Source organism: Pseudomonas sp. CFII68 (assembly GCF_000416195.1).
In the GTDB taxonomy this organism is placed as follows: domain Bacteria; phylum Pseudomonadota; class Gammaproteobacteria; order Pseudomonadales; family Pseudomonadaceae; genus Aquipseudomonas; species Aquipseudomonas kilonensis.
The window spans coordinates 66410-85126 of sequence record NZ_ATLN01000024.1; the positions used below are offsets into that span (position 1 = coordinate 66410).

The 18717-nt window shown below is 60.7% G+C and carries 15 protein-coding genes and 2 tRNA genes; 5 read left to right on the forward strand and 12 right to left on the reverse strand.

The annotated features are described in order from the left end of the window. Nucleotides 1-205 precede the first annotated feature (205 nt). Complete coding sequence (locus CFII68_RS22735) at nt 206-2002, forward strand: DAHL domain-containing protein (RefSeq protein ID WP_018601989.1); 1797 nt, start codon at nt 206-208, stop codon at nt 2000-2002. A 151-nt stretch (nt 2003-2153) separates the two neighbouring features. Here CFII68_RS22735 and CFII68_RS26425 read toward each other — a convergent pair whose 3' ends face one another. Both CFII68_RS26425 and CFII68_RS22730 read right to left on the reverse strand, forming a co-directional pair. Beyond that, nucleotides 2154-2345, reverse strand: a complete 192-nt coding sequence (locus CFII68_RS26425; RefSeq protein ID WP_074849700.1) for a DUF2188 domain-containing protein — start codon at nt 2343-2345, stop codon at nt 2154-2156. Between the two features lie 103 nt (nt 2346-2448). Continuing rightward, nucleotides 2449-3348 carry a polysaccharide deacetylase family protein gene (locus CFII68_RS22730; RefSeq protein ID WP_018601991.1) on the reverse strand — a complete coding sequence of 300 codons (900 nt, stop codon included), beginning with the start codon at nt 3346-3348 and terminating at the stop codon, nt 2449-2451. 220 nt (nt 3349-3568) lie between these two features. Between CFII68_RS22730 and CFII68_RS22725 the strand changes: the two genes are divergently transcribed. Both CFII68_RS22725 and CFII68_RS22720 read left to right on the forward strand, forming a co-directional pair. Then, complete coding sequence (locus tag CFII68_RS22725) at nt 3569-3823, forward strand: DUF6555 family protein (protein WP_018601993.1); 255 nt, start codon at nt 3569-3571, stop codon at nt 3821-3823. 152 nt (nt 3824-3975) lie between these two features. Then, entirely contained in the window at nt 3976-4206 is a 231-nt protein-coding gene (locus CFII68_RS22720) for a hypothetical protein (RefSeq protein ID WP_018601995.1), read from the forward strand. Between the two features lie 197 nt (nt 4207-4403). Here the strand turns inward: CFII68_RS22720 and CFII68_RS22715 are convergent, their stop codons facing one another. After that, complete coding sequence (locus CFII68_RS22715; protein ID WP_018601997.1) at nt 4404-4589, reverse strand: hypothetical protein; 186 nt, start codon at nt 4587-4589, stop codon at nt 4404-4406. A 285-nt stretch (nt 4590-4874) separates the two neighbouring features. Between CFII68_RS22715 and CFII68_RS22710 the strand changes: the two genes are divergently transcribed. Beyond that, entirely contained in the window at nt 4875-5237 is a 363-nt protein-coding gene (locus tag CFII68_RS22710) for an NUDIX hydrolase (protein WP_018601999.1), read from the forward strand. Between the two features lie 100 nt (nt 5238-5337). On the opposite strand, the gene CFII68_RS22705 is transcribed toward CFII68_RS22710, so the two are convergent. From CFII68_RS22705 to CFII68_RS22695, 3 genes are all read right to left on the reverse strand, one after another. Beyond that, nucleotides 5338-5787 (reverse strand): hypothetical protein, encoded by a 450-nt coding sequence (locus CFII68_RS22705; RefSeq protein WP_216598577.1) that lies wholly within the window; start codon nt 5785-5787, stop codon nt 5338-5340. Nucleotides 5788-6034: 247 nt separating this feature from the next. Continuing rightward, nucleotides 6035-6121, reverse strand: a tRNA-Leu gene (locus tag CFII68_RS22700). A gap of 194 nt (nt 6122-6315) precedes the next feature. Further along, nucleotides 6316-6389, reverse strand: a tRNA-Cys gene (locus CFII68_RS22695). A gap of 391 nt (nt 6390-6780) precedes the next feature. Between CFII68_RS22695 and CFII68_RS22690 the strand changes: the two genes are divergently transcribed. Beyond that, on the forward strand, nt 6781-7560 hold the full coding sequence (locus CFII68_RS22690; protein WP_018602003.1) for a TSUP family transporter: 780 nt from the start codon (nt 6781-6783) through the stop codon (nt 7558-7560). Here the strand turns inward: CFII68_RS22690 and nudC are convergent. The 6 genes from nudC to CFII68_RS22660 form a co-directional block, all read right to left on the reverse strand. Continuing rightward, entirely contained in the window at nt 7528-8358 is an 831-nt protein-coding gene (gene nudC / locus CFII68_RS22685; protein ID WP_018602005.1) for an NAD(+) diphosphatase, read from the reverse strand. The genes CFII68_RS22690 and nudC overlap by 33 nt on opposite strands. 6 nt (nt 8359-8364) lie before the next feature. Continuing rightward, a complete protein-coding gene (locus tag CFII68_RS22680) occupies nt 8365-9177 on the reverse strand; it encodes a crotonase/enoyl-CoA hydratase family protein (protein WP_018602007.1) in 813 nt (270 codons plus the stop codon). Between the two features lie 240 nt (nt 9178-9417). Then, on the reverse strand, nt 9418-10899 hold the full coding sequence (locus CFII68_RS22675; protein WP_018602009.1) for an efflux transporter outer membrane subunit: 1482 nt from the start codon (nt 10897-10899) through the stop codon (nt 9418-9420). Further along, nucleotides 10896-14000, reverse strand: coding sequence for an efflux RND transporter permease subunit (locus tag CFII68_RS22670; RefSeq protein ID WP_018602011.1), 3105 nt, complete (start codon nt 13998-14000; stop codon nt 10896-10898). Before CFII68_RS22670 ends, CFII68_RS22675 begins: the two co-directional genes overlap by 4 nt. A 211-nt stretch (nt 14001-14211) precedes the next feature. Then, the gene (locus CFII68_RS22665; protein WP_018602014.1) at nt 14212-17307 is read right to left on the reverse strand and encodes an MdtB/MuxB family multidrug efflux RND transporter permease subunit; all 3096 of its coding nucleotides are present in this window, start codon (nt 17305-17307) and stop codon (nt 14212-14214) included. Beyond that, nucleotides 17304-18620 (reverse strand): MdtA/MuxA family multidrug efflux RND transporter periplasmic adaptor subunit, encoded by a 1317-nt coding sequence (locus tag CFII68_RS22660; protein WP_018602016.1) that lies wholly within the window; start codon nt 18618-18620, stop codon nt 17304-17306. Before CFII68_RS22660 ends, CFII68_RS22665 begins: the two co-directional genes overlap by 4 nt. Nucleotides 18621-18717: the final 97 nt, after the last annotated feature.

The window sequence follows — 18717 nt, forward strand, 5'->3', positions numbered from 1 at the left end:
GGCCCCTCTCGTTAGCGCTACACTCAACCATGAACCCGACGTTCATCGTTAGCAGGGAGCTCAACGTGTACCCAGGCAAAAGCAAACCGACACGACCATCCGTACGACGTTTACCTTTCCTCCCTTTCGGCTCCCCCCTCGAGCATCTCTCCCCCCTCGGGAACTCACCGACTCCTTCGATAAGCGCCCTGAACAGGAGAATAGCGTGACCACGATTATCAAAAAATATAAATGGCCCGCCCTGTTGGCCGTCGCGCTTGTTGTCTTTTCCGCACTGATATTCTTTTTAATCAAGTCATACACGTACGACTCATCGACCTACTTCGAATCCCGCGACTTCATCCGCCAACTCAAGCAGGCCGACGCTAACTGGAACGGCAAGATCCTGAGGAAGAAGATCGGCGTCAACCACAACCTGTCACTGGCACCGCCAGCGGAGGCGGACAGCCGCTGGCAGCAGTTGGAGCGACTCAATAGCTCCGGCCCCTTGGCGGCGCTGTGGGCCTCCAGGCGCAAGGGCTATGTGGACGCCGTCAAGAACAAGACCTCGCTGGTAGAGCAATTCGAACAGCACAACGCCAATCTGCGCACGTCCCTGGACGCGCTGCCGCAGGTCGAAGACCAGATTCAGGCACTGCTCAAGGAGATGAGCATCGAAAGTCCCATGGAGCGCCTGACCGCGGCGTCCAATGTGCTTGAATTGACCCTGACGACACTGGAGTTCGCACTTGATGCCAGCTCGGACAAAGCCCGGGAAGCGCAAGGCAAATTAACTGAGCTGGAACCCTACATCGACCAATTGCCCGCGACCTATCAGGCCCCCTTCATGACCCTGATCCAGCACGTCAAGACCGTTGTCCAGGAACAACCTGTCGTCAATGACCTGCTTGATCGCATCAGCGTCATTCCGGTTGCCCAGGAGCTGGACAGCATCAATGAGCTGTTGAACGAGACACAACGCAGGACCGCCGCAACCGACCGTCAATACCATATCTACCTGGCCGTGTGTGCCAGCTTGATGGCGCTGTTGATGATCTACCTGGCGGTGCGGCTGGTGCGCAGTTACGCCATGATCAATCAGATCAACCAGGCGCTGCAAACGTCCAATGAACGCCTCGAAGAGCGCGTGCAGGAACGCACCCGTGAGTTGATGGAGGCCGAACGCGAACTGGTGGATGCGGCCCGAATGGCGGGCATGGCCGAAATCGCCACGAATGTGTTGCACAACGTCGGGAATGTGCTCAACAGCGTGAATATTTCCGCCGAGCTTGTGACCCGCAAGTTGAGGACCAGCAAGACACTCGGGCTCACCAAAGCGGTCAAAATGATGAATGAGCATGCCGAGGATCTTGGCCAGTTCATTACCCTTGATGAAAAAGGCCGGTTGCTGCCGCGTTATTTCAACGAGCTGGTCGACTCCATCGCCGCCGAACAGAAACTGCTTATCGATGAATTGGCGCAGTTGACCAAGAGCATCGATCACATCAAGGAAATCGTCACCACCCAACAAACCTATGCGGGAGCCGCCAGGCTGATCGAACCGCTCAATGTCAGCGATCTGTTCGAAGATGCGCTACGCATGAACTCGGGCGCGCTCAGTCGGCATCATGTCACCGTCCTCAAGGAATATCAGGACGTTCCTGCGATCATGGGGGACAAGCACAGGTTGCTGTTGATCCTGATCAACCTGATCAGCAACGCCAAGTTCGCGATGTCGCACATCAGTGAGCACCCACGGGAAATGACCCTGGGGATCCGCATCCTCGACGAAACGACGCTATGCCTCAGCGTCAAGGACCGAGGCGAAGGTATTTCCCCGGAGAACCTGGCCCGCATCTTCAATCACGGTTTCACGACCCGCAAGGACGGCCATGGGTTTGGCTTGCACAGCTGCGCCCTGGCGGCGGTTGAAATGAACGGCCGCCTTCATGTCCATAGCGACGGCCCGGGGCAAGGCGCCCTGTTTACCCTGGAAGTCCCACTGGAGTTGGCGCGCACTTGATCACAGCTGACCCAAGGCCATCGCGAGCAAGCTCGCTCCCACAGGGGATTTCTGGTGAACACACGATTGCTGAACACCCGGAAAAACGGTGGGAGCGAGCTTGCTCGCGATGGTGTACCTGTCACCGAAAGGCTGGATGTACCGGCCCTACCTATTTCGTGTTCGCAGGCCGGCCGCTACGGCTTCTGCGGGTCGGCAATGCGGCAGCGTAGGCCAGCGCTTCCTCACGGGAAGCAAAGGAGCCCAGCCGGTCAGCCTGGGTACAGACCCTCCATGGGCCGCTGTTTACGCTGAGCACGTCATAACCGTTGATGTGCATTTTCGTCAGCATCGCAGTACTCATCAGTCACCTCCGACTTTAACCAAGGGTGCACGGCTTACCATACACGCTGATTGCCCAGGGTGGCCAACCGGACGTCGCGACACCCACTGCACGCGTCGCGCCCTCAGTGGGAATCCGAATCCCACAACCAGTCCCACAGCCCCGGCAAATGCACGGGTTCAGTGCTGCGATCGACCGTCCGCGCCAAGGCCGCTCGCGCCAGCGCCTGGTGGTCATCATAGAACGGCTTGGCGGCGGTCCTCACGCCAGTCGCCTTGGCACTGTCGAGCAGGATTTGCAGGTATTCGCGAGCATGCCGGGCGGTATAACGATTGATGTCGTGAAACGTCACCACCACCGGAATGACCCCATCCACCACTGGCAATTGCCCGGCGGCGATGCGCTCGCGCACTTCGGAGAGTTGCCGGGTCAGGTTGATCCGCCGCCGCGGACTCATCGTGATGCCCCAGACTTTGCCGTCATTTGCGCTCAGGTCGGTCAACAAAATGTGCAGGCCATGTTGTCGGTACGCGGCAGCGGTGCGCCTGTCGAAGCTCCAGAAGGGTGGCCTGACCAAGGTGGGTGCTGCACCGCTCAGGGCGGCAATATCACGACTGCCGTGGGTGAGCGATTGTTCCAGCTCGTCAGGATTCAGGGACCGGTGATTGGTGTGCCAGTAGGTCGCCGTATGAAAGCCCAGCACATGGCCTTCCTGCTGCTGACGGCGCATCACCGAGCGGCCAATATCACTGCCCCCGGCACGCGGCGCACGGGTCTGCAGGAAAAACACCGCCTTGATGCCGGGCTGTACCGGGTTGTCTGCGAGTGCGTCCAGCACCTCCAGGCTAGGGTTCCAGATAGACGAGGCGCTGGGCCCATCATCGAACGTCAGCAGGAAGCGGATCGGAGGTTGTTGGCGCAAGCGTTGTTCGGTTTGCGGCGTCAGTTCGATGGGGGCGCCAATGCAGCCCGACAAACCAATAGCAAGGGCTGCGATGAACAGCACCCTGGCGATGTTTTTCATGTTTTGCCTTTTGTTGATGCCGCACTGCCTCGCCTTTGATCCCTGGCCTTGGTGCTGAAGCTCACCTTGGAGAAGGGTAACCGGGTTTGGTTCCTTGTTTGCAAAATTTGCTGTACTCCGCGCTCTACGCTGGGCGGTATTAATTTGACCGTCTGGAAATTCGATGGAATTTTCCGCATGCCTTTGCATCCATCCGTATAGGACTAATTAGGGAGGATTTATGGGCGGGCCATCGCTTTACATCATTGACTACATGCTTCATGGCGAACCCAAGTCATTCATTATTCGCGCAGAAGCGATGAATAACTCCGAGGCTTGGCATTGGGCCAGCTGCGACGCGGGGGTCGGGCGCATACCGAAATTCGGCAGGGAAAAAGTCAAGCGGGTTTCCAAGCCCCTTGCGGAAAAATACGGCATTACCGATGTGCGCTGGCGGGCGAGCGTCGCGCCAGCCTGGGTCAAGGAATCCGGCTGAAATCACGCGTACCGTTTCCGGCGCGCCGGTTGTCTGACCGGGCGCCGGATTCTTCGACAGATCCGAAATAACTCAACTACGCTTAAACCACGGCACAGCCCGCCCCTGGCGGGTTTTGTGCTGCCTCATCAACCCCTGAATGGAGGTGTGACATGTCCGAAAAAGAGTCCATCACCACCCTGCTCACCCTGCTGGAATCACGTCAGGCCAGGCTCGCGGCAGCCTGCAAGGAAATCGCCGACTGGGTCGACCACCAAGGCGGGCACCCTACCGCAGTGCGTATCCGGGATCGGCTCAACGACATCGACAAGGACGCCCCGTCGATCCAGAGCGCACTGACGTCACTCAAGCCCGCTGAACCGCCGCTACCCAAGTTTCGCTGAGGCCCCACGTCAGAGGTGTTTCCCTTTGAGTTCTACCGGTTGGAAAACTGATGGAACGCGGACATTTTTTGCGCCTCGAAATTGATAGGCACTGGCGCAAAAGCCGCAACGGGAGAACCACATGAATGCCAGAATCCTGCTATTGACCGCTTGTGGAGGCCCCGCTGCCCTCACGGCCCGAGGTGCGCGCATGGCACCTACCCTCGCTCATTCAGATAAGTGACCCATTGCTCATAGGCTTCATGTTGACGCTGGACCGCCTCATCCCAAGTCGATCCGCTCATTTGATGAACACATATGAGCTTCATCATTTCCGCTGTGGCCGCATCAAGCTCCACCAGGAGCTCATGGGATTTGATCTTGAAGTCTTCAACGGTGGTCATTTCTCGCTTCCTTCCCCTATCGGGGCCGGCCAATGCACCCAACATGGATTCATTTTTTTGAAGCTGATTCATTTGAGGCGATAACCGGTCGAAAACCTAGTGCTAGCGGTCGGAGAGATGGATTGGAGCGATGGCAGGCACGAATAAGCTCAGTCTGTCCCGCTCCGTCGCGGTCGTATTGGATAAGACCTTGAAAAACTCGACATTTGAACGAAGCAGCTAATGCCAGGCGCAAATATTGCAGTTATATTTCACTTTAATGACAGTCACTGATTGAGCACGGCCATGAAAATTCGAGCGACCGTCATCTGCGAGGACAATCGCCACATCTTGCTGGTTCGCAAAGCCAATAGCCGCTGGGCGCTGCCGGGCGGTACCGTCGAACGCGGTGAAACCCATGCCGGGGCAGCCATCCGGGAATTGGCAGAGGAAACTGGCCTGGACGTCGAGAACCTGCTCTACCTGATGCGAATCAATGACGGGCAAACCGAGCATCACGTATTCGAAGCGTCAGTCACCGATTCAACGGCGGCCCGGCCACAGAATGAAATCATCGACTGCCTCTGGCACCCGCTGGATGCCATTGCTCAGTTGCAAATGAAAAAAGGCACGCGGGATATTCTCGAGGCGTTTCGCCGGCGATTGTGAGGCGTCGACTCCGATGCCTTAAACCGAACAGGCTGCATGATAAATATCATGCAGCCTGTTGTTTTATAAGCCAATAAAACTCAGTTTTGGCGCAATGAACTCACTTCTTGTTCCAAGCGGTACTGATGGGATTGAGCACGGTGTTCTTTTCCTGGGTGTAGGTCCCGTTCTGCTGGGCAATGGCCTCGCCGGTGTCGACAATCGCGTTCTGGATAAACACGTTCTGTGCATCACCTCGAATGAAGGTGAGCTGGTGATACGCGGTTTTATTTCCCCAGTCCGGGGAAGGCAGGGAGATGAACTTCACGGTGTAGGTCTCGTCGGTGTGTTGACCCTGCAAGACATAGACACCGTAATGGTTTTCTCCCTGAGAGATGATCTTGTACAAGCCGTTGCTGTAGTAATAAATTTCCGCATCGGGAAAGGGCTTCTTGTCGTACATTTTCCGATAATGCAGCACTTGCTTGACCGTCGGCTCGCCAAAGTTCACGGCCAGGGTTTTCCCATCGGCGGACGTTGTCTCTCCAGCGTATGCGGCACTGCTGCTCATCAAGGCCAACAGACTCATCGTTGCGATTGTTTTCACTCGATACCTCTCCATGGTTAAGGATTAGCGTGCTCGACAGGGCCTGGACGGGAGATATCCGCCTGGCCACTTCACCCTAATCTCAGCGCCGAGTGTAGAGGTTCGCGCGTGAAAATGCCCAGAGGCTTGGGCTCCGTTCCATGACAGTTTTCAGAAGCGGAAACGAACAAGGGTTTGCATTAGCTTTCGCTCGCAAACCCTTGATTTTAGATGGTGCCCGAAGCCGGAATCGAACCGGCACGCCCTTACGAGCGGGGGATTTTAAGTCCCATGCGTCTACCAGTTTCGCCATTCGGGCGGTAGCGCGGTTAGCCATGGGAACGTCGGCAGAATCTGATGGCCGATGCCCTGGCTGGTGCAGCAAGAGGGGGAATATATACATCCCTCCCCTGTGAAGCAAGGTAGCTTATGCCCTTTTCAAGACAAAACCTTTCAAATGCTTCGCAAATAAAAAAGCTCCGTAAATCATAGATCTACAGAGCTTTTTAAAAGTGGAGGCCGAAGTCGGAATCGAACCGGCGTAGGTGGATTTGCAATCCACTGCATAACCATTTTGCTATTCGGCCTCAGAACGCTTGATGCAATGCAACCACATCAACCGTGTACAAACCTGATCAGGATACAGGACACCTATGCGTCGCTATCTCCTTGAAAACATTGAGATTTTTTACGTCCCAGTGCGTTCGATGGGCGCAATTATGTACTCATTTGCCTAGGCTGGCAACCCCTTGATTTCAAAAAAAATTCGTCCACCGGCCAGCTTCCGCCAGGCAAACACATTCGACTGTCAGGTGGAGGTGGAAGGCTTTTGGAGCTGCTGCACAACCCCGCAGGAGCAAGCTCCCTCGCCACGGGGAATGTCGCCGATCTTAGTGGCTGTCGCAGCCGTGCACCATTATGGGTAACATACCGGCCTCCCCCGCAGCTCTTCTGCGACCTGCCGAATAAGCCTATTCCATGCCTTTTGAACTCAGTGTTGACCTCACTACGCTCGCTATCCTTGCTGTTGTCGCCTTCATTGCCGGTTTCATCGACGCTATCGCCGGTGGTGGTGGGCTGCTGACCACGCCGGCGCTGCTGACAGCAGGCTTGCCGCCGCACCTGGTCTTGGGGACCAACAAACTCAGCTCGACCTTCGGCTCGGCGACGGCCAGCTTCACCTTCTACAAGCGCAAGCTGTTCCACCCAAGGCAGTGGACTCATGCCCTCGTCGGCACCCTGGTCGGGGCCCTGACCGGCGCCATCGTCGCCCATTACTTGCCCGCCGAGTGGCTGAACAAGATGCTGCCGGTGATCGTCTTCGCCTGTGGCCTGTACCTGTTGTTCGGCGGCACGCCCAAGGCACCGCTGGACAGCAACGCACCGATCAAGAAGACATGGCAGTCGCCCCAAGGCTTCAGCCTGGGTTTCTATGACGGCGTGGCCGGGCCGGGTACGGGGGCGTTCTGGACCGTGAGCAGCCTGCTGCTCTACCCCATCGACCTGGTCAAGGCCAGCGGTGTGGCCCGCAGCATGAACTTCGTCAGCAACATCGCGGCGCTGTCGGTGTTCATCTTTTCCGGGCAAGTGGACTGGGTCATCGGCCTGAGCATGGGCCTGTCGGTGATGATCGGCGCGTTCTTCGGCGCTCGCACCGCCATCAGCGGCGGTGCGAAGTTCATCCGACCGGTGTTCATCACCGTGGTGCTGGGCTTGACCGTGCGCCTAGCCTGGCAGCACTGGTTCAGCGTGGCCTAAGCGCCGCGCCACATACAGGTCGATCAGGTAGCGGGCGATGGAGCGCGAGGCCGGCAACGGTGGCAGGTCGTGGACGTTGAACCATTGGGCGTCCTCGATTTCATCTTCCTGGGGCACGATGTCGCCACTTGCATATTCAGCGTGGAAACCGAGCATCATCGAATGGGGGAACGGCCAGCACTGGCTGCCCATGTACTGGATGTTCTTCACCTCGATACTGACCTCTTCGCGCACCTCGCGAACCAGGCAATCCTCGGCCGACTCGCCAGGCTCGGCAAACCCCGCCAGGGTGCTGTAGACACCCGTGACGAAGCGCGGTGAACGGGCCAGCAGGACTTCATCGCCGCGGGTAATCAACACAATCATGCTCGGTGAAATCCGCGGATAGTGCCGCAGCTCACAGGCATCGCAATACATGGCCCGCTCCAACGGAATCTGGCTCATGCGCTTGCCGCAACTGCCACAGAAGCGATGCTCGCGGGCCCAGGTGCCGATCTGTGCCGCATAACCCAACACTTTGTAGAGTGTGTGGTCATCCTCGAGCATGAACGCCCGCAGGCCTTTCCAGTTACAGCCAGGAATGTCCAGCGGGCTGTGCAATTCCAGCAGGTAGACCGGTTCGCCATCCAGGTGACCGATGCCGTGCTCGGCAAGGATCGACAAGTCTTGGCGCTTGAGCCATTCGCGGGGGAACAGTGCGCCGTTGTCATCGAACAGAAAGCCCTCAGGGCTGCGGGCGACGGCCCAGCCGCCAGCAAGAGCGGTATCGAGTACTGCGGTGGTCCAGCGTGAAATCATGGTCAATCAATCCTGAAATTCAGGTTTCTGTTTGCTCATATGGGCGGCCATGGCCACGCGCAGGTCGGTCGATTGCAACATGGCGGCGTTCCAGGTGGCGACGTATTCCAAGCCGTCGTCGATGCGGTGGTCGCGCATGTAGCTGATCATTTCCTTGGTACCGGTCACGGCAATCGGTGACTTGGCGGCGATTTCCCGGGCAATGCCCATCACGCCGTCGAGCAGGCTGGCGGTGTCGCTGTAGACACGATTGACCAGGCCGATGCTGCGCGCTTCGTCGGCACCGAAGGTGCGCCCCGTATAAGCGAGTTCACGCAGCATGCCGTCCCCGATGATCCGGGGCAAGCGTTGCAATGTGCCAACATCGGCGGCCATGCCGATATCGATCTCCTTGATGGAGAATTGCGCGTCCTCGGCCGCGTAACGCATGTCGCAGGCGGCAATAAGGTCGATGGCCCCGCCCAGGCAGTAGCCCTGGATCGCCGCGAGCACGGGTTTGCGGCAATTGTCCACGGCGTTGAACGAGGCTTGCAGTTGCAGGATCTTGCGCCGCAGCAGGCGTGCATTGCGCCCTGCGTCCTTGCCCAGCTCGTTGGCTACGCCTGCCAGCATCATCAGGTCGATGCCGGAGGAAAAATGCTTGCCGGCGCCGCTGAGCACCACCACCCGTGCGGCATCGGTGTCATCGATCCATTGGAAGATCTCGATGATCTCGCTCCAGAACGCGGCGTTCATCGAATTGATCTTTTCCGGGCGATTGATCTGCACATGGGCAATGTTGTCTGCAAGTTCGACGTTGAACGCTTGGTATTGCGACATGGCAGTGATCCTTTACCGGCTGAAAAGAGGCTTGAACTATAACAAGCCAGCGCGACGGTACGTAGGCAGTGCATCGGCCAAAAGCGGGACTGACTGCCGACATGACCAAGGAAAACTTTATGGAAAAGGGGGAACTCTGTGGGAGCAAGGCTTGCCCGCGAAACAGGCAACTCGATTCTTGAAAGACCGCATTGCCTTCATCGCGGGCAAGCCTTGCTCCCACTCACCCCGTCACATTGATCAGGGCTTCTCGTCCGCCTGCAACTGCCCGTCCCAACCACCCCCCAGTGCCGCAATCAACTGCACGCTGGCGATCAGGCGGCTCTGCTGCAGGCTCAGCACGCTGCGTTCGTTGCTCAGCGCGGTGGCCTGGACGGTGACCACGTCGAGGTAGGCAATCAAGCCGGCCTTGTACTGGTTCTGCGTCAGACGCAGGGATTCCCGGGCGGCGTCCAGGGCTTCCTGGCGCACACGGGCTTCGTCTTCCAGCACCTTGAGCTGGACCATGTAGTTTTCCACCTCGCGCAAGCCGTCGAGCACGGTCTGGCGATAGGTGGCGACGGTCTGGTCATACGCCGCGACGGTACGGTCGACTTCCGCCGAACGCTGGCCGCCATCGAACAGCGTCATCGCCAGTTGTGGCCCTACCGACCAGAAGCGGTTCGGCACGCTCACCCAGTTGTCGTAGGTACTGCTGCTGTAGCCGCCACTGAGGCTCAGGGTCAGGTCCGGGTAGTACGCGGCCTTGGCGACGCCGATGTTGGCGTTGGCGGCCATTACCGAACGCTCTGCCGAGGCGATGTCAGGCCGGCGTTCGAGCAGTTGCGACGGCAATGCCACCGGGATCTGCGGCAATGACGGGATGTCCTGGGCCTCGGCCAGGTTGAACTCGGCCGGCGGCAGGCCGATCAGTACGGCGATGGCGTTTTCAAACTGGGCCCGCTGCCAGATCAGGTCGATCAGGTCGCCCTGGGTAGTCTTGAGCTGGTTTTGCGCCTGGGCCACCGCGTCCCTGCCGGACACCCCGGCGCGGTACTGGTTTTCAGTCATTTTCAGGGAGCGCTGATAATTGTCGACGGTGGTCTGCAACAGGCGCTTCTGTTCATCGATCACCCGCAACTGCAAGTAGTTCTGCACCAGTTCCGATTGCTGGCTCAGGCGCATCGCCGCCAGGTCGGCGAAACTGGCTTGGGCGCTCGCCTCGTCGGCTTCCAGGGTGCGGCGCAACTTGCCCCACACGTCCGCCTCCCAGCTGACGCCGGCCTGGGCGCTGTAGGTGTCGCGAATGCCGCTGGACGAACTGCTCAGGCTCGAACTGCTGCTGCCAGTGCCCTGGCTGGAACGGGTCTTGCCAACGGTCAGGTCCACGGTGGGGAAAAATGCGCCACGGGCATTGCGCACCAGCGCCCGGGCCTGCCGGTATTGGGCGTCGGCCTGGGCCACGGTCTGGTTGGACGCATTGAGCTGGTCCACCAGGCCATTGAGTTGCGCATCGCCGTACAGCTCCCACCAGGCGCCCCTGGCCATCGCATCGCTGGGGTTGGCCTGACGCCAGCCCTGGGCCTCCTTGTATTGCACCGGGGCGGCAGCCTGGGGACGTTGATAATCCGGGCCGACGGCGCAGGCACTGAGCATCGCCACGCACAGCACCAGGCTCAGCACCCGCGAGCCACGGGCGGTCGCCAGCGTTGCGGCAAGATTGAAAGGCGAACGGTCGGTCATAGCGGAGTTTCCAGGGCAGCATCAGTGCGCACACCGCGCCAGCGATTGAAGCGATGGCGCAGCTTGTCGAGATAAAGGTAAACCACCGGGGTGGTGTAGAGCGTCAGTACCTGGCTGAACACCAACCCACCGATGATGGTCAGGCCCAGCGGCTGGCGCATTTCCGAGCCTTCGGCGGCGCCGAGCAGCAGCGGCAAGGCGCCGAGGATCGCCGCCAGCGTGGTCATCAGGATTGGCCGCAACCGCAGCAGGCAAGCGCTGCGGATCGACTCCAGTGGCGTCTGTCCGGCACGCTCCAGTTGCAGCGCCAGATCGATCATCAGGATGGCGTTTTTCTTCACCACACCGATCAACAGGAACAGTCCCAACAGCGAGATCAGGCTGAACTCGCCACCCAGCGCGTAGATCGACAGCAACGCGCCAACCCCGGCCGATGGCAACGTAGACAGGATGGTCAGCGGATGGATGTAGCTTTCATAGAGCACACCCAACACCAGGTACACCGCTAGCAACGCCCCGAGGATCATGAACGGTTGGCTTTTCTGGGTGGCGGCGAACGCATCGGCGGTGCCGGCCATTTTCGCGATGACATCCTCGGGCAACCCAAGCTTGGCAAGTGCCCGCTCGATGGCCGCGGTGCCCTGCTCCACCGTGACACCTTCGGCCATGTCGAAGGAAATGCCCTCGGACGCGAACTGGCCTTCATGGCTGACCCGGTCGTCCTCCAGGCTGTTCTCGTAGTGGGCAATGGCCGACAGCGGCACCCGCGCGCCATCGGCGGTGATCACCTGGACCTGTTCGAGGGTACTCGGGTCCTGGGCATACTTGGGATTGACCTCCATGACCACCTGGTACTGGTTGAGGCTGTCGTAGATGGTGGATATCTGCCGCTGGCTGTAGGCGTTGTTGAGCACCGCGGTGACCATGTCCATGTCGATGCCCAGGCGCTTGGCCTGGTCGCGGTCCACCACCAGCGTCACCTGCTGCGCCCCACCCCCGTCGCGGGCGTCGATGGCGGTGAGTTCCGGCAAGGCCCGGAAGGCCGCCACAACCTTGGGGTACCAGGCGCGCAGCGACGCCAGGTCAGCGCTTTGCAGGATGTAGGAATACTGCGAGGTGGTCTGCTCGCGACCGCCACCGAACTGCAGGTCCTGGTCGGCCATTAACATCAACTGAGCGCCGGGGACCTTGGGCATTTCTTTACGAAGGCGCTCGATGACCTTTTGTGCAGAAATATTACGCTCCTTGATCGGCTTGAGGCGCACCAGCATGAAGGCGTTGTTGGTGCCGTTGTTGCCACCGATGAAACCGGCGACGCTTTGCACCGCCTCGTCCTTGAGCACGGCGCGGCGGAAAATTTCCATCTTCGGCTGCATCACGTTGAACGACAGCCCGTCGTCGCCACGCACGAAACCGATCAACTGGCCGGTGTCCTGCTGCGGCATGAAGGTTTTCGGCACCACCACATACAACGCGACGTTCACGCCGATGGTCACCAGCAGGCTCAGCAAGGTCAGGCGTCGATGGCGCAGCACCCAGTCCAGGCTGATCGCGTAACCACGGACCATGCGCTCATTGAGCCGCTGGCTCCAGCGCTGCAAGCGGTTTTCCTGCCCCGGCACGTGAGGCTTGAGCCAACGGGCGCAGAGCATCGGTGTGAGGGTAAGCGAGACCATCAGCGAGACCACGATGGACGCCGCCAGGGTGATGGAAAATTCGCGGAACAGGCTCTCGATGATCCCGCCCATGAACAGGATCGACAGGAACACCGCCACCAGCGAGACGTTCATCGACAGCAAAGTGAAACCCACCTCTTCGGCCCCCCTATACGCCGCTGTCATAGGAGGGACGCCTTCGTCGATATGCCGGGAGATGTTCTCCAGCACCACGATGGCATCGTCCACCACCAGCCCCGTCGCGAGGATCAACGCCATCAGCGACAGGTTGTTCAGGGAGAAACCGTACAGGTACATCACCGCAAACGTGCCCACCAGCGACACCGGCACCGCCAGGGTCGGGATCAGCGAGGCGCGGAAATTGCCGAGGAACAGGAACACCACCAGCACCACCAGGGCCACGGCGATCAGCAAGGTCATTTCCGCTTCATGCAGGGTGGCCTTGATCACCGGCGAGCGGTCCATCGCCAGGTTCAGCTTGACGCTGGCCGGTAGCACGGCCTGCAGCGCTGGCAGTTGCGCCTTGATCTCGTTGACGGTCTCGATGATGTTGGCCCCGGCCTGGCGGTTGATCACCAGCAACACGGCGGCATCGTTGTTGAAGAAACCGCTGTTGTAGCGGTCCTCGACGCTGTCGGTGACTTTCGCCACGTCCTTGAGCCGCAATACCGAGCCGTCCTGGTAACGGATGATCAGCGTTTCGTAGTCCTTGGCCTTTTCCAACTGGTCGTTGGCCTGGACCTGCCACATGCGCCGGTCGTCCTCCACCGAACCCTTGGGCCGGCGCACGTTGCTATCGGCAATGGCGGTGCGTACATCGTCCAGGGCCACGCCGTACTGATTGAGCAACTGCGGCTCCAGTTCGATGCGCACCGCCGGCAACGAGCTGCCGCCGATCTGCACCTCGCCGACACCCGCCACCTGGGACAGGCTCTGGGACAGGATGGTCGAAGCCAGGTCGTAGAGCTGGCCTTTTTCCAACACATCCGAGGTCAGCGAGAGCACCATGATCGGCGCCTGGGACGGGTTGACCTTCTTGTAGGTGGGCATGCTGCGCATGCCGCTGGGCAACAGGTTGCGCGACGCATTGATGGCCGCCTGCACTTCCCGGGCGGCACCGTTGATGTCACGGTCCAGGTCAAATTGCAGAATGACGCGGGTAGAACCCTGGCTGGAACGGCTGCTCATGGTGTTGACCCCGGCGATGGCGCCGAAGGAACGCTCCAGGGGCGTAGCCACCGTCGAAGCCATCACCTCGGGGCTGGCCCCTGGCAGGTTGGCCTGGACCACGATCACCGGGAAATCCATTTGCGGCAGGGGCGAAACCGGCAGCAGGCCGAAGCTCACGCCACCGAGCAGCATGATGGCGAAGCTCAGGAGCATGGTCGCTACGGGGCGGCGGATGAAGGGGCCGGAGAGGTTCATCGGCCGCCACCACAGACTTCAAGCCACTGACCACAAGAGATAGCTGGGCTTTTGTGGCGAGGGAGCTTGCTCCCGCTATGTGGGAGCAAGGCTTGCCCGCGATAGACGCGATGCGGTCTTGCAGAATCGAGGCGCCTGTCTCGCGAGCAAGCTTTGCTCCCACAGACCAGCGGGAGCAAGCTCCCTCGCCACGAAAAGCGCTGCATCGCCGTCACACCCGCACCTCTTTCCCATCAGGCCTGGCAAACCGGCGTCCCAGTCGATCGAAATACAGGTAGATCACCGGCGTCGTGAACAACGTCAATACCTGGCTCACCAACAACCCACCTACCATCACCAAGCCCAGGGGCTGGCGCAGTTCGGCGCCAGAGCCGGTGGCGAACATCAGCGGTATTGCGCCGAACAAGGCCGCCAGGGTGGTCATCAGGATCGGGCGGAAGCGCAGCAATGCTGCCTGGTAGATCGCTGTCTGCGGGTCCATGCCCTGGTTGCGCTCGGCGTCGAGGGCGAAGTCGATCATCATGATCGCGTTCTTCTTGACGATGCCGATCAGCAGGATGATGCCGATGATCGCGATCATGCCCAGGTCATTGCCGCTGAGGATCAAGGCCAGCAAGGCACCGATGGCCGCCGAGGGCAAGGTGGAAAGAATGGTGATCGGGTGAATGTAGCTTTCGTACAGCACGCCCAGCACGATGTACATGGTCACCACCGCTGCCAGGATCAGCAGCAAGGTACTCGACAGCGACGCCTGGAAAGCCTGGGCCGCGCCCTGGAACTCGGTCTGCACGCCCACCGGCATGCCGATGTCCCGCTGGACCTTTTCGATCACGTCCACCGCATGCCCCAAGGCCACGCCCGGCGCCAGGTTGAACGACATCATCACCGCCGGGAACTGGCCAATGTGAGCAATCGCCAGTTGCGCCTGGCGTTCTTCGACCCGGGCCAGGCTCGACAGCCGCACCTGCCCACCGTCGGTGGTCTTGACGTGAATCTGGTCCAGCGCCTGGGGCCCGATCCGTTCCCCGGCCTGGGCCTGCAATACCACGCGGTACTGGCTGGCCTGGGTGTAGATGGTGGAAATCTGCCGCTGGCCGAAGGCGTCATAGAGCGCGTCGGTGATGTTCGACACCGAGACGCCCAGGCGTGAGGCCGCGTCGCGGTCGATCACCAGGTAGACCTGCAGGCCCTTGTCCTGCAGGTCGCTGGCCACATCGGTCAGCTCCGCCTGTTGGGCCAGGGCCTCGACCAGGCGCCCGCTCCACAGGCTGAGCAACTCGGCATCCGGCGATGACAGGCTGAACTGGTACTGGGTGCGGCTGACCCGGTCTTCAATGGTCAGGTCCTGCACCGGCTGCATGAACAGGCGAATGCCCACCAGCCGATCCAACTGCGGCTGCAAGCGGGCAATGATCTGGGTGGCGCTGTCGTCCCGCTCGCTGTGGGGCTTGAGGTTGATCAGCAGGCGCCCGCTGTTGAGCGTGGCGTTGTCGCCGTCCACGCCGATGTAGGACGACAGGCTCTGCACCGCCGGGTCGGCGAGAATCACTTTCGCCAGTTGCTGCTGGCGCTCGCTCATGGCGGCAAAGGAGATCGATTGCGGCGCCTCGGAAATGCCCTGGATCACGCCGGTGTCCTGCACCGGAAAGAACCCCTTGGGCACGGCCAGGTACAGCACCACCGTCAGCACCAGGCTGGCCACCGCCACCAACAGGGTCAGTGGCTGATGCTTGAGCACCCACTGCAACTTGCGTCCGTAGGCGGCGATCAACCAGTCGATCCAGGCGCCGCTGGCGCGGTAGAAACGGCCTTGCTCTGCTTCCTTGGGCTCGCGCTTGAGCAAGCGGGCGCACATCATCGGCGTCAGGGTCAGGGACACCACCAGGGAAATCAGGATCGCCACCGCCAGGGTGATGGCGAACTCGCGAAACAACCGCCCCACGACGTCGACCATGAACAGCAGCGGAATCAGCACGGCGATCAGCGACAGCGTCAGGGAGATCAGCGTAAAGCCGATCTGCTTCGCACCCTTGAGCGCGGCCTGCAACGGGCTGTCGCCCTCCTCGATGTAACGGGCGATGTTCTCCAGCATGACGATGGCATCGTCCACCACGAAACCGGTGGCAATCGTCAAGGCCATCAGGGTCAGGTTATTGATGGAAAAACCGGCCAGGTACATCACGCCGAAGGTGCCGATCAGCGACAACGGCACGGCCACCGACGGAATGATTGTGGCACTGACGCGACGCAGGAACAGGAACGTCACCATGACCACCAGCGCAATGGCGATCAGCAATTCATGCTGCACATCGGTGACCGAAGCGCGGATGGTCTGGGTGCGGTCGGTCAGCACGGTGACATCCAGGCCGGCCGGCAGGTTGTCGGTGATGCTCGGCAGCAGGGCCTTGATCCGATCCACCACCTCGATGACATTGGCCCCCGGCTGGCGCTGGATGTTCAGCAGCACGGCCTGGTTTTCGTTGGCCCAGGCGGCAAGCCGTTCGTTTTCGGCGCCGTCGACGATCTGTGCCACGTCCTTGAGCCGCAACGGCGCGCCATTGGCGTAGGCCAGGATCAGCTCGCCGTAGTCCTTGGGCGAGGTCAACTGGTCGTTGGCGTCGAGCATCGAGACCCGGGTCGGGCCGTCGAAGTTGCCCTTGGGCTGGTTGACGTTGGAAGCGCCGATCAGCGTGCGCACATCAGCCAGGTTCAGGCCGTTGGCCGCCAGGGCCTCGGGATTGACCTTGATCCGCACAGCCTGGCGCTGGCCCCCGGCGATGGTAACCATGCCGACGCCGCTGATCTGGGCGATTTTCTGCGCCATGCGGGTGTCGACCAAGTCGTTGAGCTTGGGCAGCAGCATGGTCTTGGAGGTAATGGCCAGGGTCAGCACCGGGGTGTCGGCCGGGTTGACCTTGTTGTACACCGGCGGCGCCGGCAGGTCGTTGGGCAGCAGGTTGGTGGCGGCGTTGATCGCAGCCTGCACCTGCTGCTCGGCGACGTCCATGTTGATATCGAGGTTGAAGCGCAGGGTAATCACCGACGCACCGCCGGAACTGGTGGAGGCCATTTGCGTCAGGCCCGGCATCTGTCCGAACTGCCGCTCCAGGGGCGCGGTCACCGCACTGGTCATCACATCGGGACTGGCACCCGGGTACAGGGTCATCACGCGGATGGTCGGGTAATCGACTTGGGGCAGTGCTGACACCGGCAGCAGCCGATAGGCGATCAGGCCGGCCAGGATGATCGCCAGCATGCTCAGTGTCGTGGCGACCGGGCGAAGGATGAACAGTCGCGAGAAATTCATGCGCCGCCCTTTTTCGCCTGGTCGGCCGCGGCCGGCTCAGTGGGCGCCGCTGCGGACTTGCCCTGCAGGTGCTCGGTCGGCGTGGTGGGCACTTCCTGGCTGTCGCTGACCACTTCCACTTCGCTGCCTTCCTTCAAGCGATCGGTGCCTTCGAGCACCACCCGGTCACCGGCGGCCAGGCCTTCGGTGACCACGGTGTTCGCGCCGTCGCTGGCGCCGATCTTCAGCATCTTGATGGTGACCTTCTTGTCGCCCTCCAAGGCGTAGACGAAGGTGCCATTGGTGCCGAACTGGATGGCCGCCGTCGGCGCCAGGACCACACCCTTGAGGGTGTCGGCCAGCAGGTGGACATTGACGAACTGGTTGGGGAACAGCGACTGGTCACGGTTCTCGTAGCGGGCCTTGAACTTCAGGGTGCCGGTGGTGATATCGATCTGGTTGTCCAGGCTTTGCAACACGCCGCTGGCCTGGCGCTTCACGTCGCCCCGGTCCCAGGCTTCGACCGGCAGTTTCGCCCCGCTGCGGTAACGGGCGAGCACCGTGTCGAGGTTGTTCTCCGGCAAGGTGAACACGACGCTGATGGGTTGGGTCTGGGTGATGACCGCCAGGGCCGTGGTGTCGTTGGCCGCCACCAGGTTGCCGGTGTCCAGCTGCCGCAGGCCGACTCGCCCGGAGATGGGCGCGCGGATCCTGGTGAATTCGAGGTTGAGCTTGGCGTCGTTGACTGCCGCCTGGTTGGTCTTGACCGTGCCCTGGTATTGGCCTACCAGCGCCGCGGCGGTGTCGAGGGTCTGCTTGGCAATACTGTCTTCGGCGTACAGGCCGCGATACCGCTCGAAGTCTACCTGGGCATTTTTCAACTGGGCCTGGTTCTGCAACAGCGTGCCTTCGGCCTGGAGCAAGGCGTTCTGGTACGGGCGTGGGTCGATCTCGGCCAGCAAGTCCCCGGCCTTGACCATTTGCCCCTCTTCGAAAGCGATCTTGACCAACTCGCCACCCACGCGGCTACGCACGTTGATGGTATTGAGGGCCGTGACCGTACCCAGCGCCTTGAAGTACAGCGGGAAATCCCCAGTCACCGCCGGCGCCACCCGCACCGGGATCGGCCCTGACGCCCCACCGAACCCTGGCCGCATGCCACCCGAACGCCCCATGTGCCCCGCCGCGGTTTTATCCCCTTCCCCAGGCTTTTGGGTCGAGCCACTGGGCCAGAACTTCCAGGCCAGCGCCGCGACAACCAAGACGATGAACAGGCCGAACAGCCAGCGACGGGAATTGCGGGAAACAGAGGATTGCATGGAGTGATCAACCATTGGGCGCGTGGACTTCTTTTACGGGAGGCTGAACGATAAGCACTGGCGGGTGTTTAGCAAAGCGCCTTTACCGGCAATTTACGTTGGGCTTACCTGG